Origin of the sequence: Pseudomonas sp. W2-17 (assembly GCF_041060445.1) — a bacterium.
Lineage (GTDB): Bacteria > Pseudomonadota > Gammaproteobacteria > Pseudomonadales > Pseudomonadaceae > Aquipseudomonas.
On sequence record NZ_JAUFNS010000005.1, the window covers coordinates 44276 to 67978 of the forward strand.

A 23703-nucleotide genomic window follows, 5' to 3' on the forward strand; every position below is an offset into this window, starting at 1 on the left:
GAGTGTTCAGACATCGCTTCGCGTTCCCAGGCCCATGGCCTGACGGGCGAACCAGCTCTTGGCGGACGGCAACAGATCCAGGCCCAGGAGACCCAGGTTACGGCCTGCCGTGACGAAGGATTGCTGACTGCTGAAAAGCCGGGTGACTTGATCCGAAAAGCCGACGGTCAGTTTTTGATCAACGCGCTGGCGCTCGCGGTAGGCCTGCAACGTCGACAGATCGCCCAGCGGTGCTTCGCTGGCGAGCAGTGATTCGGCCAGGGAGGCCGCATCGCGCAGCGACAAGTTGAAGCCCTGCCCCGCAATCGGGTGAAGACTGTGGGCCGCGTTGCCGAGCACCACCAGATGCGAGCGGATCTGCTCTTCGGCTTCGATCAACGCCAGCGGATAGCTATGCCGCGCACCCACTTGTTTCAGCGCACCCAACCGGTAGCCAAAGACGCCCTGCAACTCCGCCAGGAAGCTTCGGTCGTCCAGCGCCATCAGCCGTTGAACGTCATTACCGGTGCGCGTCCAGACCAGTGCGCAGCGGTTGTCCGGGAGCGGCAGCAACGCCATGGGGCCATTTTCGGTAAACCGCTCGAAGGCCTCACCGCCGTGTGCGTCTCCCGGCGTGATGTTGGCAATCAGCGCGGTTTGATCGTACGGCGTGTGTCGCACGGCAATGCCCAACTGCTCGCGCAGGCTGGAACGGCCACCGTCGGCCAGCACCGCCAGGTCGCAGGTGAGCTGGGTTTCGTCGTTCAGGGTCAGTTGGTAGCCATCGGGCAGCGCCTGCATGTGCGTGACCTCGGCCGGCACGCGCCAACTGATCACGTCCTTGTCCAGCGCCTGCCACAGGCATTGGCCCAGCCAGGCGTTTTCAACCACATAGCCCAGGGCGGGAACGCCTTCCTCCATCGAAGACAGGTGCGCTGCGCCGAACCGGCCTTTGTCGGAAACGTGAATTTTGAGAATCGGCTCGGCGCGGCGGCTGATCTGCTGCCACAGGCCCAGGCGCTCGTAGATCTGCCGCGCGCCGAAAGACAGCGCCGAAGAGCGCGCGTCGTAGCTGGGCTGGTACGTGTCGCCAGGCGCAAACGGCTCGATCAGGACAATTTTCCAACCGCGCGCCTTCGCCCCGGCTTGCAGGGCGAGAGCGAGGCTTGCGCCGACCAGCCCGCCGCCGACGATGGCCAGATTAAAGCGGCTCATGCGGCTTGGGTTCGCGCAGCGGCCATCAGGGCCTCGATGTCGGCAACGGTTTTTGGCACGTCGCCCGTCAGGATTTCACAGCCTTTTTTGGTCACTACGACGTCATCCTCGATTCGCACGCCAATCCCGCGCCACTTCTTGGCAACGGTCTGATTGTCCGGGGACACATAAATGCCGGGCTCGACCGTCAGTGCCATCCCGGCCTCCAGCACACGCCATTCGCCGCCGACCTTGTATTCGCCGACGTCGTGCACGTCCATGCCCAGCCAGTGTCCAGCGCGGTGCATGTAAAAAGCTTTGTACGCTTCGGCAGCAATCAGTTCATCCACCGCGCCTCGCAGCAGCCCCAGCTCAACAAGCCCTTCGGTAATGACGCGAACCGTCGCCTCGTGGGCCTGATTCCAGTGATTGCCGGGTTTGATCGCCGCAAACGCCGCTTCCTGGGATTTGAGCACCACCTCGTAGATCGCTTTCTGTTCAGCGGAGAATTTGCCGCTGACCGGGAAGGTACGGGTGATGTCACTGGCGTAGCAGTCGATCTCGCAACCGGCATCGATCAGCACCAGATCGCCGTCTCTGAGCAGCGCATCGTTCTCCTGATAATGCAGGATGCAGGCGTTGCGTCCCGACGCGACGATGGAGCCATAGGCCGGCATCTTTGCGCCGCCCTTGCGAAATTCATAATCAAGCTCCGCTTCCAGGCTGAACTCGTAGAGCCCGGCGCGACTGGCTTGCATCGCCCGCACGTGGGCTCGGGCCGAGATCTGCGCGGCCTCACGCATGACCTTCACTTCAGCCGCCGATTTGTAAAGGCGCATGTCGTGAAGCAGGTGATCCAGCGCGACGAATTCTTTGGGCGGCTGCGCGCCCAGATGCGCCTTGGAGCGGATGACATTGATCCACTCCATCACGTGCCGGTCGAATTCAGGATTACTGCCCATGGACGAATACACCCGATCGCGACCCTCGATGAGGCCGGGCAGGATGTCGTCGATGTCGGTGATCGGGAAGGCATCGTCGGCGCCGTACTCGCGCATCGCACCATCCTGACCCGCGCGCAGGCCGTCCCACAGCTCGCGCTCGGGATTGCGTTCACGGCAGAAGAGGACGTACTCACCGTACTCGCGCCCGGGGATCAACACGATCACCGCTTCAGGCTCGGGGAAGCCGCTCAGGTACTGAAAGTCGCTGTCCTGGCGGTACACATGTTCAACGTCCCGGTTCCGAATGGCCACAGCCGCCGCTGGCAGAATGGCGATGCTGTTGGGCTCCATCTGCTCCATCAACGCCTTGCGGCGGCGGGCATATTCGGCTTTCGGGATATGAATCATGGGCAAGTGCGGTACTCCGGGAAGTGCGCTTCGGCCACGCCGCGCAAGGGCGGCATGGCCGAAGCGGCGATGACGCGCTGTCAGTGCAAAGACGGCTTGGCTTCGTCTTCGGCGGCGGTTTTCTGGTTGAACTCGGTGAACAGCAGCAACGGCGCAACGCGCAGGTATTCCATCACTTCCATGTAGTCGCTCTCGCCGTCTTCGGACTCGTCCAGCGCATCGTGGACCTGAGCGATGGCGGCCAGGTCTTGCAGCACGTCCCTGGCATCATCGCTCAGCGACTGACCACCGACCCGGGCGAAGCCGCTGAGGAAACCCTGGCACCACTGGGCCATGGCGGCGGTGCGCGTAGCCAGAGGCTCATCATCGCCGGGCAACAGCAACACGACGGTCATGTCGTCGCCGGTCAGTTCGCTTTTGACCATTGCCTGCAGGCCGATCAGGGCCTGGCGCACTTTGTCGTCAGGCTCTGTTTCCAGCAGCAGGTGAGCGTCGGCCAGCCACTCCTCAGCATCAAAGCCTGCGCCGGCGCAACTGCGACCGAGCAAAAGGCCGTGCAATTCGGCAGGCGATACGTGATGACCACTGCTGGCGAGCAGGGTGGCGAAGCCGTTGTACGGGGAATTCTGAATAGGCATGGGCAACTAGGCGCCAGGCGGCGCAATGTCTAGAATGAAGGCCTTGTATCGTAGCACCGGCAGACGCGCCCAAGCTATCAGGCGATGTCCGGGGCGAATCCAGACGCCAGCGCCTGCACCACTCATCTGAAAGTATTCAGTGGAAAACAATGGAAGACAACGACCTGCAAGCGCTGATGGCTCGACTGGAGTTATTGATCAATCGTGTCGAGCAACTAAAAAGTCAAAACGGACTCCTATTAGCTCAGGAAAAATCCTGGCGCGAGGAACGCGCTCAACTCATTGAAAAAAACGAAATCGCCCGGCAAAAGGTCGAGTCCATGATTTCGCGCCTCAAGGCCCTGGAGCAAGACTCATGAGTAATGGCAACAGCATCACCGTGCAAATCCTCGACAAAGAATATTCGATCATCTGCCCGCAAGAGGAGCGCACCAATCTGGTCAGCGCCGCGCGTTATCTGGACGGCAAAATGCGCGAGATCCGCAGCAGCGGCAAAGTCATCGGCGCCGACCGTATTGCGGTAATGGCCGCACTGAACATTACCCATGACCTTCTGCACAAACAGGAACTGCCACCCGCAAAGGCGCAGGCAAATGGTGCCAACAGCGAGCAGGTTCGCGATTTGCTGGACCGTGTAGACCTGGTCCTTGCCACGGATTCGGATAAAGCACAAGGCTGATTGTTCGGACATGATTCGGTATACTTGCGACCGCTCCCTGGAGTGCTTGCCAGTCGGTCATGTCCCTGAGCCGATACGCACAACCACGGGGGTTGCACGTTGGGGTTGGTGTGCATGTCCGCTCGACGGAAAGCCTTAAAACCTCCTGCAATCTCCACCTTGAACTTTCGGGTTCAAGGGCTACACCGACAGCGGTTCGTCGGGGAGTCTCGAACCTTCTACCCATCGCCAGGCGCCCCGTCTGGCGGTGGGCATCGTGAATCTGCCTGATTACACGACATCACCCTCCAAAGCCTTACGGACCCGCCAGCATGGCCTCATCCGGCGCCGCTCCCCTCCCAGATCCTTCAAGCCTCACTCGCCCACAGTTGCGTCGGCTGCTTCGCCATAATCGTCGCGCGCTCAGCCCGGCAGAACAGCGACAGGCGGCGCAGGGTGTGTACCGTCAACTTGCGCAAAACCCTCTGTTTCGCCGCGCCCGGCACGTTTCTCTCTATCTTCCGATGGACGGTGAGATCGACCCGTGCCTGCTGCTTCGTGCCGCTCAAAAACGCGGCAAGGCCACCTACCTGCCAGTGCTGAGCGCCTGGCCGCGAACGAAAATGGTGTTCCAGCGCGTGCATCCGAGGGAGAAGCTCAAGCCGAACCGGTTCCATATCCCGGAGCCCCGCATCAATGCCAAGCGACAGCGCAAAATCTGGACACTGGATCTGGTGTTGATGCCGCTCGTGGGATTCGATCCGCAAGGCGGACGTCTTGGCATGGGTGGCGGCTTTTATGACCGCAGCCTGGCTTATCTCGCGCGTCGTAAAACCTGGCGCAAGCCGGTGCTATTGGGACTGGCCCATGAGTGTCAGAAAGTCGCGAAGCTGGCGGTCGCCAGTTGGGATGTTCCGTTGGCAGGAACGGTGACGGATAAGCGTTGGTATGTGGCGGGATGAATCGTCGGCAAGGCGCGCTCCTGAGAGGAAAGCGCCCTGCGAAAGCGGTTTAGCGGCGGGACAATGGCTGCTGTTGCTGAGTGATTTCAACCGGAGCGTCTGCCTTGGCGGCCCACAGACTTTGCGCGTAACCGGTGGTGACGATTCCCAAGCCGAACAAAATTGCCAAAACCCACAGTACATCCGGCTTGCGTCGCATTCATCGTCCCCTTTGTAACGAATCAGAATCTAAAATCGATAACGTTTAAACAGGCTGCCAGATCGTGCAGCCCTTAAAATGCCGGCATTCTGCGGCAACGTGACGCAACACGCAAATACTGACGCCAGCCGACTGTCGGGTTGTCATCAAAACGTAGGACAACTTTCCCAACACCTGTGCAGGAGCCTTGTAAATGGCCTATTGGCTGATGAAATCCGAGCCTGACGAACTCTCGATCAGCGGGCTTAAAAAGCTCGGGCAGACGCGCTGGGACGGTGTCCGCAACTATCAGGCCCGCAACTTTCTGCGCGCGATGGCCGTGGGTGATCAGTTCTTTTTCTACCATTCCAGTTGCCCCGAGCCCGGGATCGCCGGCATCGGAGAAATCGTCAAGGCCGCGTACCCCGACCCCACCGCACTGGACGACAAAAGCCCCTGCTTCGACGCCAAAGCCACCGAGGAGAAAAACCCCTGGAGCGCTCTTGATGTGGCATTCGTCGAGGTGTTTCCAAACGTGCTGGGGCTGAGTTTTCTGAAGCAACAAGCCGCACTGGAGCAGATGCCTCTGGTGCAGAAAGGCAGCCGCTTGTCCGTCATGCCGGTGACGGACGAACAATGGGCGGCCGTGCTGGGCCTGCGCTGAGTTCAGAACGCCGCGTTATTGGGCAATGAAGTTGTTGAACAGCAGATCGTCGACCACGGGCTTGCCGGTTTCCTGGGTCAGCACTTGCTGGGTCTGCTTCAAGGCTTCCTGACGCAGTTTTTCCTTGGCATCGACGTTGCCCATGCTGTCGACCGTTTGCTGAGTGAACAACGCCACCAACTGGTTGCGAATCAGCGGCTCGTTCTGCTTAACCAGTTTCTGAGCTTCGGCGCCGGTCACCCGCAAGGCGACGTCGGCCTTATAGACGTGTAGTTTCGGGCTACCGTCCAGCGCGTAGTTGCCTACGAAGGGTGGCGTCAACGCCACGTAGGAAACCTTGTTAGGATCTTCTTTCTCGCCGCCTTCTTCGGCCAGCGCCACAACCGGCATCGACAATGCCATCAACATAACAATCCACGCTTTCACAGTCCGCTCCTCAATCCGTTTTGCCGCATAGCTTACTTCAGCTTATGCACGCCTATCAGGCCGGGCCATGCTCATTGACCCCACAACCTCGCTACCTGTACTTATCGGCCATCCCCGAAAAAGGAATAGCCCTCGATGAAAGCCGTGCTGTGTAAAGCCTTCGGTCCCGCTGCAGATCTGGTGCTGGAGGACATTTCCAGCCCGGAGCCGAAGAAAAACGAGATCCTTCTGGACGTGCACGCTGCCGGGGTCAACTTCCCGGACACGCTGATCATCGAAGGCAAATACCAGTTCAAGCCGCCTTTTCCGTTTTCTCCCGGAGGTGAAGCGTCGGGCGTTGTGACGGCCGTTGGCGAAAAGGTGACCCATGTTCATGTCGGTGACCGAGTAATGGCGCTGACCGGCTGGGGCAGCTTCGCTGAACAGATCGCCGTGGCCGGTTACAACGTCCTGCCCATCCCCGAAACGATGGACTTCACCACCGCCGCCGCCTTCAGCATGACCTACGGCACCTCCATGCACGCCCTTAAACAGCGCGCCAATCTGCAGGCAGGCGAAACACTGCTCGTCCTCGGCGCCTCCGGAGGCGTTGGCCTCGCCGCGGTTGAGATCGGCAAAGCCATGGGCGCTCGCGTGATCGCCGCCGCCAGCAGCGCAGACAAGCTTGAGGTCGCCAAAAATGCAGGCGCCGACGAGTTGATCAACTACAGCGAAAGCAATCTGAAAGATGAAATCAAACGCCTCACCAACGGCAACGGCGTCGATGTTATCTATGACCCCGTGGGCGGTGACCTTTTTGATCAAGCCGTTCGCGGCATCGCCTGGAATGGTCGATTGCTGGTGGTCGGCTTCGCCAGTGGTCGCATTCCCGAACTGCCGGTCAATCTCGCGCTGTTGAAAGGTGCCTCGGTTGTAGGTGTGTTCTGGGGCTCATTTGCCCAACGCCAGCCCCAAGACAATGCCGCGAATTTCCAGCAACTGTTCACTTGGTTCAGTGAGGGCAGGCTGAAGCCGCTGGTGTCGAAGGTTTACCCGCTGGAGCAGGCCGGGGAAGCCATTGAATCACTGGCGCAGAGAAAAGCAGTTGGCAAAGTCGTGGTTAGCGTCAGGTAGCGTGCATCGGGATCGACCTGTTCTGAAGAAACGGAGCTGACTTTGCGTAGTTCTCTGCACGGCTCACAGCATCCTCCTCACTTGATCAGGCAACACGTCCTTGTAACGCAGTTCCGGATTCGCCCGGCAGCGCTGAATGACCTCCGGAACTGCATCTGCCAGCGCATCCCCCAGCGCGAACCTTTCCTCGTCGACCAGCTTTCTGTAAGTCGCCACCCTCGCGAGCACGCTGTAGGTGTGCCGGAACACGCTCATCTCCACCTGTTCAAGATCAGACGAGTTCTGCTGGAAGTCTTCGAAGCGTTTGTTGAATTTCGCGCAGGACAGGTGGCGCAGACTCCGATGCAGCCAAGGCACGTGAGCATTTCCTTCACGCGGGTGGACGAAGTAATGCTCCTGACGCAGCGAAATGACTGCCGGACGCTGCTCACTGACGACCCAGGGTTTTACGCGCCACGTTGGCACCACCTTTACGACGGCGAGGGAAAACAGAGGATGCGAGCTGTCCAGCACCTCAGGCTCGGAAACCCGTCCATCATGGTGCGCCTTCAGGTCGTAGACGACCCACCCGGATATTCCCGATTTTGAGAGCGAATACGGCCAGGCAGGCGCCCTGCGGTAATCAAACTCCACACTGTGCTCATCTGCATGGGCGCCTATACATACCGCGAACATCAGCCGTAAGACCCACCTGCTCATCACTGCCATCGCCTGCGCGCTTCTCCCGTCTGCCTCCTGCGCGGGTGCAAAAGGCTGGCGCGCATTTTGTGTGCTGTTCTCCGGCGGCAATAGCTCATGACTTCCCAGGGCTGCGTAGGATCGGTCCCAAAATCAACACGCCGCTAAACAACCCGCGACGGCGCCTGATGTGTTCCGTATATTTCACGGCCGATACATACCGAACACGAGTCATTCGGTATCGACTCCCATACGAACTGCGGACCCGTGTTGATGACCGTCACTCTGCTTTTGATCACGTTGTACGCGCTGTCGATCGCGATATTTTGCTTCGCCACCCGGCGCCTGCCGATCCTCTCCAGAGACGCGCTTCATCGCGTTTCGTCGCTGGACGGGCTGCGAGGCGTGCTCGCAACCGCAGTCATTGTTCACCACTTCATGGTCAGTTATTACTGGCACGTCAACGGCGCTTGGGAAACCACGGACAGCCGTGTGCTGAACAACATGGGAACGGTACCGGTGTCGTTGTTCTTCATGATCACCGGTTACCTGTTTACCGCGAAGATCTACCGAAGCGAGCCAAAATGGCGTCAGATTCTGTCGTCACGGGTACGGCGAATCTTCCCGATGTACCTCTTCAGCGTCGCGCTGATTACGGCCATCGCGCTGTACCAGTCCGCAGGCATCAGCGCGCCGGTCATGGACACGGTCAAGGCGCTCGGGCGATGGGTGATGTTCATCGGCAGCCCCCTCAATGGTTTTCCGGACACCGTGCGTATCAACGCCTCGGTGCAGTGGACGCTGCTCTATGAAGCGGTCTTCTACCTGTCGCTGCCGGTGCTGTATTGCCTGCTTCGGCGCAAGCTCCCCGGTATGGCCGTCGTGGTCGCGCTGATTGCGCTGGCGTGCCTGTGGGGCGAGTACCACCATCACTTTCACAACCGGTTCATCAAACTGTTTGCTGTCGGCATCGCGGTGGCGGTCTTTGAAGACCGGATGCGCCAGTGGAAAATCGACTTCACGGGCGTACGCTGCACGTTGGTAGCGGTCGCGATACTGCTGATCTGCATGAAACTCAAATCGTACTCAACGCTACAAATGCTGATCCTCGGCATCCCGTTTGCGCTGTTCGTACTCGGCAACAGCTTGCACGGGGTGCTGGAGATTCGAGGGTTGAAGATTCTGGGCGAAGCGAGCTTCAGCATTTACCTGCTGCACGGCATCGTCATCTACAGCGTGTTCAGCCTGCTGGGCGCGTACGACTTCGCCATGCCGGACCCGCTCAGCTACGCGCTGTACTTACCGATGATCATCCTGCTGACCAGCAGCATCAGCGTCGCAACGTACTGGTGCATCGAGCACCCGTTCCTGCGCAAGGCATCGCCGAGCAACAAAGCAATCCAGCCGAATGCTTAAGGCTCGGTAACGGGTAACCGATGCGGGATAGCCGGGGCTGAACTGAACACCTCGTTCGCCCAACTGGCCATGCTGTACCGCTGCACGACTTCTTCGGGCGGGTCCACGTATTCCCCGTTAATGAACACATCAGGGATGACGGGGTGCTCGCTGTCGATGATCAGTATGTTGCGCGGATCGTAAAAGTCGTAATCCGCCACCGATGGATTGTTGGTGATCATTTTCTTGCGGTAGAGCAGCGCTTCAAAAAAACGGAAGCTCAAACCCGCGTGGCCCGGCCGGACGATATCGATCAGTATTTCCGAACGCCTGACGTATTCGGCCGTTTCATCGATGTCCATGCGCTGGCGAAAGAAGGTCAGTAAAGGACTGGCACCGGGCACCGGTTTGCTTTGCACCAGGAATTTGCAGGTGCTGGTGTAGCCCAGCTGTTCAAACGCTTGAGCCACCCGGCCGAGCACATCAACGCGGTGCTTGCCGCCCATCACGACGAACGCCTTGAAGTCGGACGTCGTTTTGAAATCGGCGTGTTCTTCGTAGATGTAGTTGTAGAGCTTGCGCAGTTGATACTCGTGAGCATCAGCGCCATCGAAGGTGTAGACCTTGTCGAAGGTCGCCAGTTGATCGATCGGCATCGACAATCGCGCAATCCCGTCAGACAGATACGCGACGGTAAGCGTTGCCGCAGCCTGGGCCTGCAGGACCAGGCCCTGATCCAGCTGACTCGGGTTCACCACCAGCAACGCGTCGACATCCCCTGCTGCCCGGATCGCAGCCGTGGCACGCCGCACGATCAGGTACTTTTTCAGCCATCGCCGCATTTTCCCCGGAAGCCAGGGCAGCTCCTTCGCGCCTTGGGTCAGGTCAATGAACACAACGTCGTTCGACTTGCCGAGAAAGCGGCTGAGCCGGCCAAGGTATCCGCCGACATCGCGGCACAGAATGATGATCTTTTGATTCCGAATCCCAAGCGGGGGTGACTGCATGTCGATTTGCCAATCGTGAGCCCATGAGCGCGCACTTTACCTGTCCCACGCACCGAAACCCACCTGTGGGCAGCACGGCACAAACGCGATGTTCGCAAAGGAATTCCCTCTCGTCCCGTATTTACGCCCTTATTATCCGATGAGAAGCCTTCCTATTTTCTGTAACGAAAATGTAATATTCGGATTCGCATAACAAGAAAATAAATGGAGTGTCCCGATGTTTGCCTTTTTCCGCCCTGCCGCACATCAGGCTCCGCTGCCTGAGGAGCGTGTCGACTCCACCTACCGCCGCCTTCGCTGGCAGATTTTCGCCGGCATCTTCTTCGGCTACGCCGGCTACTATTTGCTACGCAAAAATTTCTCGCTGGCCATGCCCTACCTGATCGATGAGGGATATACCCGCGGTCAACTGGGGCTTGCGATCTCGGCGATTGCGATTGCGTACGGGCTATCGAAATTCCTGATGGGGCTGGTGTCTGATCGCTCCAACCCGCGTTACTTCCTGCCCTTCGGGCTGGTGATTTCCGCGCTCGTAATGTTCGTGTTCGGATTCGCGCCCTGGGCGACGTCCAGCGTGACAATCATGTTCATTCTGCTGTTCATCAACGGCTGGGCCCAGGGCATGGGCTGGCCGCCGAGCGGACGCACGATGGTGCACTGGTGGTCGCAGAAGGAACGTGGCGGCGTCGTGTCGGTGTGGAACGTGGCGCACAATGTCGGCGGTGGCTTGATCGGCCCGCTGTTCCTGCTCGGACTCGGCTGGACCAACGACTGGCACGCCGCATTTTATGTGCCTGCGGCGGTTGCCCTGTTTGTCGCTCTGTTCGCCTTCGTCACCATGCGTGATACCCCGCAGTCCGTGGGCTTGCCGCCGGTCGAGGACTACAAGAACGACTACCCGGAAGGCTACGACGCGAGCCACGAAGAGGAATTCACCGCCAAAGAGATCTTCGTCAAATACGTCCTGCGCAACAAAATGCTCTGGTACATCGCGCTGGCCAACGTGTTCGTTTACCTGCTGCGTTACGGCGTGCTGGACTGGGCGCCAACGTATTTGAAAGAAGCCAAGCACTTCGACGTCGATAAGACGTCCTGGGCGTACTTCTTCTATGAGTGGGCAGGTATTCCGGGCACGCTGCTGTGCGGCTGGATGTCCGACAAGATCTTCCGTGGCAACCGTGGCCTGACCGGGATTGTGTTCATGGCGATGGTGACCGTTGCGACGCTGGTCTACTGGCTCAATCCGCCAGGCAACCCCACCGTCGACATGATTGCTCTGGTCTCTATCGGCTTCCTGATCTACGGCCCGGTCATGCTGGTCGGCTTGCAGGCCCTTGAGCTGGCACCGAAGAAAGCAGCCGGCACGGCAGCGGGATTCACTGGCCTGTTCGGGTATCTCGGTGGTTCGGTCGCCGCCAGCGCGCTGATGGGCTACACAGTCGACCACTTCGGCTGGGACGGCGGCTTCGTGCTGCTGGTGTCCGCTTGCATCCTCGCAATAGCGTTCCTGGTGCCGACGCTGCGCCATACGCGGGTGGCGAGCCAGTCGCGAGAGGAAATGGCTTAAGTCTCAAACGGAAAAGGCTTGGTCAGTGCGCTGATCAAGCCCTATCCATTTCAAGGGTATTGCTGGCGAGCGTGAAGGACGCTCAGGATCTCGATCCGATCTGTTAGTCGGTAAATAACCAGGTAATTGGGGTGGACAATGATTTCGCGGGTATTGAGCACGCGACCTAAGCGGTAAAGGTAAGGATGCTCAGGCAGTGCTGAAGTAGCTCTCTCAATTTCAGCATAAAGCTCCTCCGCTTGTGGATTTCGCTCATCAATATACTCAAGTATCTCCCACAGATCGGCGACTGCCTCCGGGCGCCACTCAACGATCATCGCTACGCTTGTCGCGCTTGGCGGCCAGTCTCGCTTTCAGTTTTGCCATGACTTCATCATGCGCGACGTTAGGTCTTGGATCGTCTACCGAAGCCTGCACCTTTGCACGGAGCCACGCGTCATAACGCGCAGCCTGCTCTTTTGATTCGAACTCCGACACAAGCGGAGAAAGCCGAGCACTCATGATTAACTCCTCAGGGGGTTTCGATGCAGTCTAGCGTCTCGCGCGCAAGCCTGACCGGAAGATCGTGACCAAATGCTATATCGCCAACAACACCGGCTTACACCGCTTGAACCGCGCCTCCAGGCTCAGGTCCGGCATGGCGTGGGTGCGCAGTGCGTGGATGGTTTGTTCGACGTATTCCCACGTGGTCCCGTACCGCCCGCTGGCATTGGCCAGCACTTGGGTGAGCACGCTGTCGGGCAGGTTGCCGGCGTAACTGGGCAAATGCCGCTCCAGCACAAATCCCAGAGCCTGCACCTTGGTGCCGTCTTCAAGTCGGCAGTTGAGCCAGTGTGGGCGGTAGGACGGGAACGGCATTTCTCTCTGCCACAACGCCAGCAGCGATTCGTCGATATTGTCTTCGGGCAATCGGTAGGCAAATCCGCTGCAGGAGCCGCCTCGGTCCAGACCGAATACCAGCCCTGGCTGCTCGGGCGTGCCGCGGTGTTCATGGGACCAAAGATAGAGGCCGCGATGATAGCCGTGGACCCGACCGCGCTGACGTTCGACGGCGCTGCACTCGGGCCGCCAGATCAATGATCCGTACGCGAACAACCAGATCGGGCCGCCCTGGTGACGGCTCATCGTGGCGTGGATGGAGGCAAGCAGCTGTTCTCGGGTGAGCTTCGGCCCAAGATCGATGACCGGCGGGTAGGACAACCCCAGGCCGTCATGAACAGCTCCCGCCAGGATATTGATTTGATTCCCCATCTGGTTCCCCCCACCGGCAAGGCTGACGCCGGTGCAACGCTGAACACTCATGAAACGGGTCTGGCAACAACGAATGAACAATCAGACGGCATCGCAGGCAGTGTGACGTTGTGACTCGGCCACCGGCGCATGGGTCACGTCGGAAAAACCGATATCTGACAAACAGTCATGCAATACGCTGTCCACATCCAGCTCGGCGAGTGGCTGCGCTTCAGGGCCTCGGCGCGTAAGCGAAAACATCGGCACGCATCTGATGCGCATCCATGCCAGCCAGCACCAGCGCATCAAGGGTCGAATAGACCATCGCCGGTGAACCGCTGGCGTACACATAAAGCGACTTCAGATCGCTGAAGTCCTCGCAGACCGCCTCGTGCAGCATGCCGCAGCGCCCTTCCCAACCGCACAGATCACTGACGACCTTGTGCAGGAAAAGGTTGGGCAGCGTCTGCCATTCATCCCAGTGCCTGAGCTGATAGAAATCTTCCGGACGGCGCATTCCCCAATACACATGCACCGGATACGGAAAACCTTTAGAGCGGCAATGCTCGATCAGGCTGTGCATTTGCCCCATACCGGTGCCTGCCGCGATCAATACCAGCGGGCCATCGGGCAATTCGCCCAGATGAGTATCACCGAAGGGCAGGTCAACCCGCGCCATGCCATCGCGCTGCAACTGCTTGATCAGATTTTGCGCACTTGCCTCGCGGGCGAGCACGTGAAATTCCAGATCTCGCCCGCTCTCCGGCGCCGAGGCCATGGAAAATGCCGATTTCTCGCCGTCGTCCCGATGGATCATCAGGTACTGACCGGCGTGATAACGCGGCGGTTTGCCCGCAGGCGCACGAAGCATCACCCGCCAGACATCGCCGCCGACTTCCACACATTCGCTGACCTGGCAGGCGAACGTGCGCACCGGCAACGCGCCGAGCGCCAACACGCTGTCCCACAGCACGACGCAGTCTTCCTGCGGCACCGCCAGGCACGTATAGATTTCGCCGTGGTTGCGGATTTCTCCCGCCTGCTCGACGCTGCCTTCAACCAGCAGCGCGGAACAGATGTGGCAATTGCCGTTGCGACAGCTCTGAGGGCATTCGTAGCCCAGACGCTGAGCGGCGTCGAGGATCCGTTCGCCCGGCAATGTCTCGATGACTGCGCCCGATGGCTGCAAGGTTACACGCATCAATCAATTCCCAGCTGAGTCCAGATTTCATCGATCCGGCGGGTCACCGCTTCGTCCTTGACGATAGCGCGACCCCATTCACGGGTGGTTTCGCCCGGCCATTTATGCGTGGCATCGAGCCCCATTTTCGAGCCCAGACCGGAGACCGGCGAGGCGAAATCGAGGTAATCGATCGGCGTGTTGTCGATCATCACCGTGTCGCGCTTGGGGTCCATGCGCGTGGTGATCGCCCAGATGACGTCATTCCAGTCACGGGCATTGATGTCGTCGTCGGTGACGATAACGAACTTGGTGTACATGAACTGTCGCAGAAACGACCAGACACCCAACATCACGCGCTTGGCATGGCCGGGATACTGTTTCTTGATCGTCACAACCGCCATGCGGTACGAGCAACCCTCGGGTGGCAGGTAGAAGTCGACGATCTCGGGGAACTGCTTCTGCAGAATCGGCACGAACACTTCATTCAGCGCGACGCCCAGAATGGCGGGCTCGTCAGGCGGTCGGCCCGTGTAGGTGCTGTGGTAAATCGGCTTGATACGATGGGTGATGCGCTCGACCGTGAAGACCGGGAAGCTGTCGACCTCGTTGTAGTAGCCGGTGTGGTCGCCGTACGGTCCCTCATCGGCCATTTCGCCGGGATGAATCACGCCTTCGAGGACAATCTCCGCACTGGCCGGGACCTGGAGGTCGTTGCCACGGCACTTGATCAATTCGGTACGGTTGCCACGCAGCAGGCCGGCGAATGCGTATTCGGACAGGCTGTCAGGCACCGGCGTCACGGCGCCGAGGATGGTAGCGGGATCTGCGCCCAAGGCCACCGAGACCGGGAATGGTTGACCCGGGTGTTTGTCGCACCAGTCCTTGAAATCCAGCGCGCCGCCGCGGTGGCTAAGCCAGCGCATGATCACCTTGTTGCGGCCGATCACCTGCTGGCGGTAAATGCCCAGATTCTGCCGTTCCTTGTTAGGCCCGCGAGTGACGGTCAAACCCCATGTGATCAGCGGGCCCACATCGCCGGGCCAGCAGGTCTGTACCGGCAGCATGCCGAGGTCGACGTCGTCGCCTTCGATCACGATCTCCTGACACGGGGCGTCCTTGACGACTTTCGGCGCCATGGCGATGACTTTTCTGAAGATGGGCAGCTTGGACCAGGCGTCTTTCAGGCCCTTTGGCGGCTCGGGTTCCTTGAGAAAGGCCAGCAGCTTGCCGATCTCGCGCAGCTCGGACACCGACTCGGCGCCCATACCCATGGCGACGCGCTCAGGCGTGCCAAACAGATTGCCGAGCACCGGAATGTCGAAACCCGTCGGCTTTTCGAACAGCAGCGCTGGCCCCTTGGCGCGCAGGGTCCGGTCGCAGATTTCGGTCATTTCCAGTACAGGGGAAATAGGCACCTGAATGCGTTTCAACTCTCCGCGCTGCTCAAGCTGCTGCACGAAATCCCGTAGATCCTTGAATTTCATTAACCCGGCCACTCACCAAATAGATGCACATCCTACCTGCTCTGACCGCAGACGGCAGCTTGTGTCCAACTCAAATGCGCGGTGTTGCGCGGAATACCGGCGTGAACAGCGGCTGCATCTTCTCGCCGCCCAGATCCGACAGGTGATCCTCGTCCTTGTACAGCGAACGCCCGTCAACTTCGGCACGGCACAGGCCGCCCTCACACAGCAGCGGTTTTGGATCAATCAGGTGAACGCCCGCATCCGCTTGGCTGAGCGTGGCGAACAGCTGATTGATGAACGCCTGTCGCGCATCGAGCTCCGCCGCCGGCCGCCCAACCTCTGCCGCTGAACGCCCGACCCTGGCCAGGCTACTCAATCTCTCGATCGCGCCCTTGCGTTGCTGTGGCACTTCCTTGAACAGCCAGACCTGGGCGCCGGCTGCACGCAATTCGGCGACCTGCGCTTTCAAAGCGTCCGCGAAATACGCTTGGTTTTGAGCAATGGATTCCCGTTTCAGCAGCACGTAGCCCTTGTCACCGCCCTCCAGCCCATAGATGTACAAGCTCCAGCGCGCGGCCAAGGTGACATCGGGAATTTTATGCGTTCGAACGCGCTCGACGTTCAGGGCGTTGAAGTCCTGACAGCGCGTACTGGTTGCAGTGCTGACAAGAGGCGGGCATCCACTCATGCTCGCCAGCCAGACAGGCAGGTGCGCTTGCTCGGCCGCGATTCTGACGCCAGGCCACAAAGCCGCCGCATGGCTATCGCCCCAGATGAGATGGGACGGTGTCGCATCCACACTGCTACCCGCTCGACAGAGCTTGTCCAGACCCTTGCTGTGCTTTGATCCGAGCAGGAAACAGTCCATCTGCCCGGCATCCCATTCCTGCGACTGTGCATAGGCAAGCGCCTGACCCGACATCCGTTGCGGCACGCCATCACTGGAGTGCACCGCCTGTCCTACCAGCGCCAGCACGGCCAGGGTCAGCAGGCCGCCAATCAGCACCGGCTTGCGGCCGGCCAGTAAGCGGCGTTCACGGAATGGGAGCTCGACGAAGCGCCAGCTCAGCCAGGCAAGGGCGCCGGCCAGAAGGATCCAGCCGACCGCTTCCAGGTCGGAAATGCCGTCGGCGGAAATCGCATTGGCGTAGACATGGATAGGCCAATGCCACAGGTACAGCGAGTAGGAGATGAGCCCGATGGCCACCAGCGGTTTGATGCTCAGTAAGCGCCCGACCCATGACGCGGGATGACCGTTGGCCCAGATCATCGCAGTCGTGCCCAGCACCGGCAGCAGCGCCGCCCAGCCGGGGAATTGAGTGGTTTTGTCAAAGCTCAGCATCGCCAGCACGACCGCCGCAAAGCCGCTCAGGCTGATCGTCTGGTACACCCCGCTCGGCAGCGGACGTTTGGGCGCAGGCGCGACGGCCAGCATCGCACCACAGAGCAGCTCCCATGCACGCATCGGCAGCAGAAAGAACGCGGCCTCGGGCTTGTGCTTGATCGCCCAGATGTTCAGCCCGAACGACAGCACCAACAAGCCGAGCAGCAACCAGCGCCAGTGCCGCACGTACCGCGTCGCCAGCACCATCAGCAGCGGGAAGAAAATGTAGTACTGCTCCTCCACCGCCAGCGACCAGGTGTGAAGCAGCGGTTTGAAGTCTGACGCGGAATCGAAGTAGCCGTCCTGCCGCATGAACAGCAGGTTGGACATGAACATCGACTGATAGCGCACTTCCCGGCCCAGCTCGGCGTAGTCCTTGGGCGTCAGCAATATCCAGCCAAACGCCAGCGTGGCCAGCACGACGACGGTCACCGCGGGGACGATACGCCGCGCGCGACGGGCCCAGAAATCGACGAAGCTGAACCGCCCTGCGCTGATCTCACGGAAAATGATGGACGTGATCAGGTAGCCAGAGATGACGAAGAACACATCGACGCCGACGAAGCCGCCGCTCAGCCCAAGACCGAAGTGAAACAACAGCACCGGGACCACGGCCAGGGCCCGCAGCCCATCGATATCACGGCGATTGCCAAACGTGTGCATAACACTCCTTGCCTGCGGGAGAGGTCTACGGAAAAGGGCAAAAAAAATGGTGTCCGGAAGGACACCATTTTTCTACGGTCGGTTCAGCGCAGGGTGTTACTTGCGCTTCATCGACAGGAAGAACTCATCGTTGGTCTTGGTCTGTTTCAGCTTGTCGATCAAGAACTCGATGGCTGCGACTTCATCCATAGGATGCAGCAGCTTGCGCAGGATCCACATGCGCTGCAGCTCGTCGTCGGCCGTCAGCAACTCTTCGCGGCGTGTGCCGGAGCGGTTGATATTGATGGCCGGGAAGACGCGCTTCTCTGCGATCTTGCGATCCAGAGGCAGCTCCATGTTGCCGGTACCCTTGAATTCTTCGTAGATCACTTCGTCCATCTTCGAGCCGGTTTCAACCAGCGCGGTGGCGATGATGGTCAGCGAGCCGCCTTCTTCGATGTTACGTGCCGCACCGAAGAAACGCTTTGGCTTCTCGAGGGCGTGCGCATCGACACCACCGGTCAGGACCTTGCCGGAGCTCGGAATGACAGTGTTGTAGGCGCGAGCCAGACGGGTGATGGAGTCAAGCAGGATGACCACGTCTTTCTTGTGCTCGACCAGGCGCTTGGCCTTTTCGATCACCATTTCGGCGACCTGCACGTGACGGGTGGGTGGCTCATCGAACGTGGAAGCAACCACTTCGCCGCGCACGGTGCGCTGCATTTCGGTCACTTCTTCCGGACGCTCATCGATCAGCAGAACGATCAGATGGACTTCAGGGTTGTTACGCGTGATGTTCGACGCGATGTTCTGCAGCATGATGGTCTTGCCCGCCTTTGGCGGAGCAACGATCAGGCCGCGCTGACCTTTACCAATGGGGGCGCACAGATCGATGACGCGACCGGTGAGGTCTTCGGTGGAACCGTTACCGGCTTCCATCTTCATGCGAATGGTCGGGAACAGCGGCGTCAGGTTTTCGAACAGAATCTTGTTCTTCGCGTTTTCTGGACGGTCGAAGTTGATGGTGTCGACCTTGAGCAGTGCGAAGTAACGCTCGCCTTCCTTCGGCGGACGGATCTTGCCGACAATGGTGTCGCCCGTGCGCAGGTTGAAGCGGCGGATCTGGCTGGGCGAGACGTAAATGTCGTCCGGGCCGGCAAGGTAGGAGGCGTCTGCAGAACGAAGGAAGCCGAAGCCATCCTGGAGGATCTCCAGCACGCCGTCACCCGAGATTTCCTCGCCGCTCTTCGCGTGCTTCTTCAGCAGGGAGAAAATCACGTCCTGCTTGCGCGAACGGGCCATATTTTCTATGCCCATCTGTTCGGCCATTTCGAGCAGATCGGTAATAGGCTTTTGCTTGAGTTCAGTCAGGTTCATATAGGAATGACGTAATCATGTATGGAGGGGGAAATTAAGCTTTTGGCTTAATGAGGCCGCGCCGCAGAGAAGGCGACAGGATCGCGTGCAAATCGAAAGGAGACGGTCGGCGACGGCTAGCAGGGGGCAACGGAGAAGCCGTTGCGGGGCCGAATGTACCACTTGATTTTCTGAGCGTCTAGTACGACGCCCGAAAAAAACCCCGCGATTTGCGGGGCTATATCGTCATCAGATGTTGGCGTCGAGGAACGCCTGCAGCTGCGACTTGGACAGTGCGCCGACCTTGGTCGCCGCGACTTCACCGTCCTTGAACAGCATCAGGGTCGGGATACCACGAACGCCATGCTTGGCCGGGGTTTCCTGGTTGTCATCGATGTTCAGCTTGGCGATGGTCAGCTTGCCATCGTAATGAGTAGCGAGGTCGTCAAGAACCGGAGCAATCATCTTGCACGGGCCACACCATTCAGCCCAGTAATCCACCAGTACAGGACCAGTAGCCTTCAGGACATCGGCGTCGAAGCTCGCGTCGCTGACGTGTTTGATCAGGTCGTTACTCATGAGATTTCTCCGAGGTCATAGGCAAAAAAACGTGGGCCATCATAACTGTGTCACGCGATGACAGGAAGCCGAGGTTGATTGTCTCTTGCTATGACTCGGCAGGGTTACCTCAATCGACGGAGCTCAGCCGGAGGGTGCGACGAACACGATGCCGGTGCGTAACGCCGCGCCGCGGATGTGCTCCTGCATGGCTTTCTGCGCCGGACCAGACGCGTTTCGCGCCAACGCCCGGAGGATCTTGCGGTGCTCCTGCCAGGTCTCCATCGCCCTGCCCGCCCGGATAAATGGCAGCTTCTGGCTTTCCAGAAAAATGTCGGCGCTGCTGGTGATTATCCCGAGAATCGCCTGATTGCCACTGGCGACGAGAATGCGCCGGTGGAAATCAAAGTCCAGCCGGGCTGCGCACTCAAAGTCCCCGGCCTTGAGCTCAAACCGCATCGCCTCGACGTTGTCTTCCAGTACATCGCGCTCGTCGGCCGTCAACGTCACTGCCGCAAGCCCGGCTGCAAAACCCTCAAGGGCGTAGCGCAACTGAAACGTCTCTGCGGGCGACGCGTGCGCTGCATACGGCCAGGAAAATCCACTCGTGCTCCGTTGTGGTTCAGAAATCGCCTGCACGAAGACGCCCTTGCCGGGCTGCACACTGACCAGCCCCAGAGCGCTCAACGATGACAATGCTTCACGCAACGAAGCGCGACTGACGCCCAGACGAATCGCCAGATCCCGCTGGGACGGCAGGCTGTCGCCGGGCACATAGCCCTGCTCGGCGATCAATTTGCGGATCGCCTGGAAGGCGGCTTCAGGCACTGCGACAGGGCTCGTATGCATGGCGATCAAGGTGTGGAAACCGTAGGAAAAATCCCTTGTATCGCCATCGGAGGTATCCGGCAAGTGACGCCCAAGCGAGGGGCGCCGGGCCTTTCAGGCGCGCCAAAGCAGGGCGCCTGGTCAACTCACTGTTCAGACCAGTTAGACCGGATCAAGCCTGCGGCCCGCATTCCACGGTCGCAAACAAACGGCTGGCATGGGCTGTGCACTGATGCTTGGCCATCACCCGGGCTTCGCCTACACATTGATCGATTCGGAGACACCCCATGACCCAGCGTTACAGCGCCCTGCTCGCCGCCCTGTTTGCCAGCCTCATGCTCGGCCAGGCCCCCGCCCACGCTAATGGTCTGGATGATGTAACCGCCCGCGGCACGTTGAAAGTCGCTGTGCCGCAAGACTTCCCGCCGTTCGGCTCGGTCGGCCCCGACATGAAGCCGCGCGGCCTGGACATCGACACCGCGCAGCTGATCGCCAACCAGTTGAAGGTCAAGCTTGAGCTGACGCCGGTCAACAGCACCAATCGCATCCCTTATCTGACCACTGGCAAGGTTGACCTCGTCATCTCCAGCCTCGGCAAAAATCCGGACCGCGAAAAGGTCATCGATTTCTCCCGCGCTTACGCACCGTTCTACCTCGCGGTGTTCGGCCCGCCTGAAGACGCGATCAAAACTGTGGACGACCTGAAAGGTAAAACCATCAGTGTGACCCGTGGCGCCATCGAGGACATCGAGCTGACCGCCGTCGCGCCGAAGGAAGCCACGATCAAACGCTTCGAAGACAACAACTCGACCATTGCGGCCTATCTGGCCAAGCAGACCGACCTGATCGCCAGCGGCAACGTCGTGATGGTCGCCATCAGCGAGAAGAACCCCAAGCGCATCCCCGAGCTGAAAGTGAAGCTCAAGGACTCGCCGGTCTACGTGGGTGTAAACAAAGGTCAGCCCGAGTTGCTCGCCAAAGTGAACGAGATCCTCGAAGCGGCGAAGAAAGACGGCGCGCTGGAGAAGAACGCGCAGACCTGGCTCAAGCAGCCACTGCCTGCCGACCTCTGATCATCGACTGCCGAGGCGCTTAAATGGCTTATCAGTTCGACTTTATCCCGGTCCTGCAAAACACTGACCTGCTCCTGCGCGGCGCGCTGTTCACGCTGGAACTGACGGCCATCGGCACCCTGCTCGGCGTTAGTCTCGGCATCGTCGGGGCGATTGTCAGGGCGTGGAAAATCCAGCCGTTCTCGGCCATTTTCGGTGTCTATGTCGAGCTGATCCGCAACACGCCGTTTCTGGTGCAGCTGTTTTTCATCTTCTTCGGGCTGCCGTCGCTGGGCCTGCAGATATCGGAGTGGCAGGCCGCCGTGCTGGCGATGGTCATTAACCTGGGCGCCTATTCGACGGAGATCATCCGCGCGGGCGTGCAGGCGATTCCGCGCGGCCAGATCGAGGCGTCGGCCGCGCTGGCGATGACCCGCTTCGAGACCTTCCGCCACGTCGTGCTGGTCCCGGCACTGGGTAAGGTCTGGCCGGCGTTGAGCAGCCAGATCATCATCGTGATGCTCGGCTCGGCGGTCTGTTCGCAGATCGCCACCGAGGAGCTGAGCTTTGCCGCGAACTTCATTCAGTCGCGCAACTTCCGCGCGTTTGAGACGTACATCATTACCACGCTGATCTACCTGTGCATGGCGCTGCTGGTGCGCCAGTTGCTGGCGTGGATCGGCCGACGCTACATCGCGAGGAGCCGCTGATGGATTTCACTCTTTGGGACGTCGTGCGCAACTTGCTGACCGGCCTGCAATGGACACTGGCGTTGTCGCTGGTGGCGTTCATCGGCGGCGGCGTGATCGGGTTGCTGGTGATGACCCTGCGCATCTCCGAGAAGGCAATGCCGCGCAGGCTCGCGCGCTGCTACATCGAGCTGTTTCAAGGCACACCGTTGTTGATGCAGCTGTTTCTGGTGTTCTTCGGCGTGGCGCTGATGGGCATCGACATTTCGCCCTGGTTCGCGGCGGCGCTGGCGTTGACGCTGTTCACCAGTGCGTACCTGGCTGAAATCTGGCGCGGCTGTGTGGAGTCGATTTCCAACGGCCAGTGGGAAGCTTCCGCCAGCTTGGCGCTGACGCCCTTCGAGCAACTTCGCTATGTGATCCTGCCCCAGGCGTTGCGTATTGCGGTGGCGCCGACGGTGGGGTTCTCTGTGCAAGTGGTCAAAGGCACGGCCGTTACGTCGATCATCGGCTTCACCGAGCTGACCAAAACCGGCGGCATGCTTGCCAACGCTACGTTCCAGCCTTTCATGGTCTACGGCTTCGTTGCCTTGGGCTACTTCCTGCTTTGCTATCCGTTGTCGCTCAGCGCGCGCTACCTGGAAAGGAGACTTCATGCCTCTGCTTAGAATTTCCGCCCTGCACAAGTATTACGGCGACCACCATGTGCTCAAGGGCATCGACCTCAGCGTTGAGGAAGGCCAGGTCGTGGCAATCATCGGGCGCAGCGGTTCGGGCAAGAGCACGCTGCTGCGCACGCTCAATGGACTGGAGTCGATCAATGACGGCGTGATCGAAGTCGACGGCGAATACCTCGATGCAGCGCGGGCCGATCTGCGCAGCCTGAGACAGAAAGTCGGGATGGTCTTCCAGCAATTCAACCTGTTTCCTCACCTGACTGTGGGCGAGAACGTGATGCTCGCGCCGCAGGTGGTGAAGAAGGTTTCCAAAGCCGAAGCGACCAGGCTGGCGAAGGAGATGCTCAATCGCGTGGGCCTGGGTGAGAAATTCGACGCCTTCCCTGACCGGCTGTCCGGTGGTCAGCAACAGCGCGTGGCGATTGCGCGTGCGCTGGCGATGTCGCCCAAAGTGCTGCTGTGCGATGAAATCACCTCGGCGCTGGACCCGGAACTGGTCAACGAAGTACTCGCGGTCGTTCGGGAGCTGGCCAAAGACGGCATGACGCTGATCATGGTGACCCACGAAATGCGCTTCGCCCGCGAAGTGGGCGACAAGCTGGTGTTCATGCACCAAGGCAAGGTGCATGAGGTGGGCGACCCGAAAGAGTTGATGGCCAACCCAAAAACGCCCGAACTGGCGAATTTCATTGGTTCGGTTGAGCAGGCGTGACTGTACAGGCTGTGTGAAAACCCCGAACGCCGATGCACTGCTCAAAAAATGTACTAAAAAATGCGTTTCTACGCGAAATCTGAGTCTGCAAACCACGCGAGCATTTGCAAAATTC

27 protein-coding genes and 1 other RNA gene are annotated in these 23703 nt (G+C 59.7%); 12 read left to right on the forward strand and 16 right to left on the reverse strand.

What is annotated here, in order from left to right; all coding sequences use genetic code 11:
• Positions 1–6 precede the first annotated feature (6 nt).
• The 3 genes from ubiH to QWI20_RS07630 form a co-directional block, all read right to left on the reverse strand.
• Positions 7–1194 carry a 2-octaprenyl-6-methoxyphenyl hydroxylase gene (gene ubiH, locus QWI20_RS07620; RefSeq protein ID WP_369304939.1) on the reverse strand — a complete coding sequence of 396 codons (1188 nt, stop codon included), beginning with the start codon at positions 1192–1194 and terminating at the stop codon, positions 7–9.
• Positions 1191–2525: a Xaa-Pro aminopeptidase gene (pepP, locus tag QWI20_RS07625; protein WP_369305153.1), complete on the reverse strand. Its 1335-nt coding sequence runs from the start codon at positions 2523–2525 to the stop codon at positions 1191–1193. Before pepP ends, ubiH begins: the two co-directional genes overlap by 4 nt.
• 80 nt (positions 2526–2605) lie before the next feature.
• A complete protein-coding gene (locus QWI20_RS07630) occupies positions 2606–3163 on the reverse strand; it encodes a YecA family protein (RefSeq protein ID WP_369304940.1) in 558 nt (185 codons plus the stop codon).
• Between the two features lie 149 nt (positions 3164–3312).
• Between QWI20_RS07630 and QWI20_RS07635 the strand changes: the two genes are divergently transcribed.
• From QWI20_RS07635 to QWI20_RS07650, 4 genes are all read left to right on the forward strand, one after another.
• Positions 3313–3522 carry a TIGR02449 family protein gene (locus QWI20_RS07635; protein ID WP_037016503.1) on the forward strand — a complete coding sequence of 70 codons (210 nt, stop codon included), beginning with the start codon at positions 3313–3315 and terminating at the stop codon, positions 3520–3522.
• Positions 3519–3842 (forward strand): cell division protein ZapA, encoded by a 324-nt coding sequence (locus tag QWI20_RS07640; protein ID WP_065987460.1) that lies wholly within the window; start codon positions 3519–3521, stop codon positions 3840–3842. The genes QWI20_RS07635 and QWI20_RS07640 overlap by 4 nt, the downstream gene beginning before the upstream one ends.
• Before the next feature lie 31 nt (positions 3843–3873).
• A non-coding RNA gene (gene ssrS / locus QWI20_RS07645) (6S RNA) lies at positions 3874–4052 on the forward strand.
• Between the two features lie 101 nt (positions 4053–4153).
• Positions 4154–4783 carry a 5-formyltetrahydrofolate cyclo-ligase gene (locus QWI20_RS07650; protein ID WP_369304941.1) on the forward strand — a complete coding sequence of 210 codons (630 nt, stop codon included), beginning with the start codon at positions 4154–4156 and terminating at the stop codon, positions 4781–4783.
• A 49-nt stretch (positions 4784–4832) separates the two neighbouring features.
• On the opposite strand, the gene QWI20_RS07655 is transcribed toward QWI20_RS07650, so the two are convergent.
• Positions 4833–4982: a hypothetical protein gene (locus tag QWI20_RS07655; RefSeq protein WP_346628097.1), complete on the reverse strand. Its 150-nt coding sequence runs from the start codon at positions 4980–4982 to the stop codon at positions 4833–4835.
• A 193-nt stretch (positions 4983–5175) separates the two neighbouring features.
• Between QWI20_RS07655 and QWI20_RS07660 the strand changes: the two genes are divergently transcribed.
• Positions 5176–5625: an EVE domain-containing protein gene (locus QWI20_RS07660; protein WP_369304942.1), complete on the forward strand. Its 450-nt coding sequence runs from the start codon at positions 5176–5178 to the stop codon at positions 5623–5625.
• 15 nt (positions 5626–5640) lie between these two features.
• On the opposite strand, the gene QWI20_RS07665 is transcribed toward QWI20_RS07660, so the two are convergent.
• Positions 5641–6051, reverse strand: coding sequence for a flagellar basal body-associated protein FliL (locus tag QWI20_RS07665; RefSeq protein WP_192171367.1), 411 nt, complete (start codon positions 6049–6051; stop codon positions 5641–5643).
• A gap of 135 nt (positions 6052–6186) precedes the next feature.
• Between QWI20_RS07665 and QWI20_RS07670 the strand changes: the two genes are divergently transcribed.
• Positions 6187–7164, forward strand: coding sequence for an NADPH:quinone oxidoreductase family protein (locus tag QWI20_RS07670; protein WP_369304943.1), 978 nt, complete (start codon positions 6187–6189; stop codon positions 7162–7164).
• A 63-nt stretch (positions 7165–7227) separates the two neighbouring features.
• Here QWI20_RS07670 and QWI20_RS07675 read toward each other — a convergent pair whose 3' ends face one another.
• Entirely contained in the window at positions 7228–7863 is a 636-nt protein-coding gene (locus tag QWI20_RS07675; RefSeq protein ID WP_369304945.1) for an energy transducer TonB, read from the reverse strand.
• A 252-nt stretch (positions 7864–8115) separates the two neighbouring features.
• Here QWI20_RS07675 and QWI20_RS07680 point away from each other — a divergent pair, with 252 nt between their 5' ends.
• A complete protein-coding gene (locus tag QWI20_RS07680) occupies positions 8116–9258 on the forward strand; it encodes an acyltransferase family protein (RefSeq protein WP_369304946.1) in 1143 nt (380 codons plus the stop codon).
• Here the strand turns inward: QWI20_RS07680 and QWI20_RS07685 are convergent.
• On the reverse strand, positions 9255–10244 hold the full coding sequence (locus tag QWI20_RS07685) for a hypothetical protein (RefSeq protein ID WP_369304947.1): 990 nt from the start codon (positions 10242–10244) through the stop codon (positions 9255–9257). The two genes, QWI20_RS07680 and QWI20_RS07685, sit on opposite strands and share 4 nt — an antisense overlap.
• Positions 10245–10461: 217 nt before the next feature.
• Here QWI20_RS07685 and glpT point away from each other — a divergent pair, with 217 nt between their 5' ends.
• Positions 10462–11811, forward strand: a complete 1350-nt coding sequence (gene glpT / locus QWI20_RS07690) for a glycerol-3-phosphate transporter (protein ID WP_369304948.1) — start codon at positions 10462–10464, stop codon at positions 11809–11811.
• 50 nt (positions 11812–11861) lie between these two features.
• Here the strand turns inward: glpT and QWI20_RS07695 are convergent, their stop codons facing one another.
• The 9 genes from QWI20_RS07695 to QWI20_RS07735 all read right to left on the reverse strand — a co-directional run bounded on the left by QWI20_RS07695 (position 11862) and on the right by QWI20_RS07735 (position 20479).
• Positions 11862–12128: a type II toxin-antitoxin system RelE/ParE family toxin gene (locus tag QWI20_RS07695; protein WP_369304950.1), complete on the reverse strand. Its 267-nt coding sequence runs from the start codon at positions 12126–12128 to the stop codon at positions 11862–11864.
• The gene (locus tag QWI20_RS07700; RefSeq protein WP_369304951.1) at positions 12118–12312 is read right to left on the reverse strand and encodes an antitoxin; all 195 of its coding nucleotides are present in this window, start codon (positions 12310–12312) and stop codon (positions 12118–12120) included. The genes QWI20_RS07695 and QWI20_RS07700 overlap by 11 nt, the downstream gene beginning before the upstream one ends.
• 75 nt (positions 12313–12387) lie before the next feature.
• Positions 12388–13062 (reverse strand): gamma-glutamylcyclotransferase, encoded by a 675-nt coding sequence (locus QWI20_RS07705; RefSeq protein WP_192171483.1) that lies wholly within the window; start codon positions 13060–13062, stop codon positions 12388–12390.
• A 211-nt stretch (positions 13063–13273) separates the two neighbouring features.
• Positions 13274–14242 (reverse strand): CDP-6-deoxy-delta-3,4-glucoseen reductase, encoded by a 969-nt coding sequence (locus QWI20_RS07710; protein ID WP_369304952.1) that lies wholly within the window; start codon positions 14240–14242, stop codon positions 13274–13276.
• On the reverse strand, positions 14242–15708 hold the full coding sequence (gene ubiD / locus QWI20_RS07715; protein ID WP_122534102.1) for a 4-hydroxy-3-polyprenylbenzoate decarboxylase: 1467 nt from the start codon (positions 15706–15708) through the stop codon (positions 14242–14244). The genes QWI20_RS07710 and ubiD overlap by 1 nt, the downstream gene beginning before the upstream one ends.
• Positions 15709–15778: 70 nt before the next feature.
• Entirely contained in the window at positions 15779–17737 is a 1959-nt protein-coding gene (locus QWI20_RS07720) for an acyltransferase family protein (RefSeq protein ID WP_369304953.1), read from the reverse strand.
• A gap of 96 nt (positions 17738–17833) precedes the next feature.
• Entirely contained in the window at positions 17834–19093 is a 1260-nt protein-coding gene (gene rho, locus QWI20_RS07725; protein ID WP_037016529.1) for a transcription termination factor Rho, read from the reverse strand.
• 228 nt (positions 19094–19321) lie between these two features.
• Complete coding sequence (gene trxA, locus QWI20_RS07730; protein WP_369304954.1) at positions 19322–19651, reverse strand: thioredoxin TrxA; 330 nt, start codon at positions 19649–19651, stop codon at positions 19322–19324.
• A gap of 123 nt (positions 19652–19774) precedes the next feature.
• On the reverse strand, positions 19775–20479 hold the full coding sequence (locus QWI20_RS07735) for a FadR/GntR family transcriptional regulator (RefSeq protein ID WP_369304955.1): 705 nt from the start codon (positions 20477–20479) through the stop codon (positions 19775–19777).
• 266 nt (positions 20480–20745) lie between these two features.
• Here QWI20_RS07735 and QWI20_RS07740 point away from each other — a divergent pair, with 266 nt between their 5' ends.
• Genes QWI20_RS07740 through QWI20_RS07755 form a run of 4 tightly spaced genes read left to right on the forward strand, consistent with a single transcriptional unit; the run spans position 20746 to position 23588 of the window.
• Entirely contained in the window at positions 20746–21531 is a 786-nt protein-coding gene (locus QWI20_RS07740; protein WP_192171378.1) for a transporter substrate-binding domain-containing protein, read from the forward strand.
• Positions 21532–21554: 23 nt separating this feature from the next.
• Complete coding sequence (locus QWI20_RS07745; RefSeq protein WP_369304956.1) at positions 21555–22220, forward strand: amino acid ABC transporter permease; 666 nt, start codon at positions 21555–21557, stop codon at positions 22218–22220.
• Entirely contained in the window at positions 22217–22867 is a 651-nt protein-coding gene (locus QWI20_RS07750) for an amino acid ABC transporter permease (RefSeq protein ID WP_369305154.1), read from the forward strand. The genes QWI20_RS07745 and QWI20_RS07750 overlap by 4 nt, the downstream gene beginning before the upstream one ends.
• Positions 22854–23588 carry an amino acid ABC transporter ATP-binding protein gene (locus QWI20_RS07755; protein WP_122534109.1) on the forward strand — a complete coding sequence of 245 codons (735 nt, stop codon included), beginning with the start codon at positions 22854–22856 and terminating at the stop codon, positions 23586–23588. The genes QWI20_RS07750 and QWI20_RS07755 overlap by 14 nt, the downstream gene beginning before the upstream one ends.
• Positions 23589–23703 lie beyond the last annotated feature (115 nt).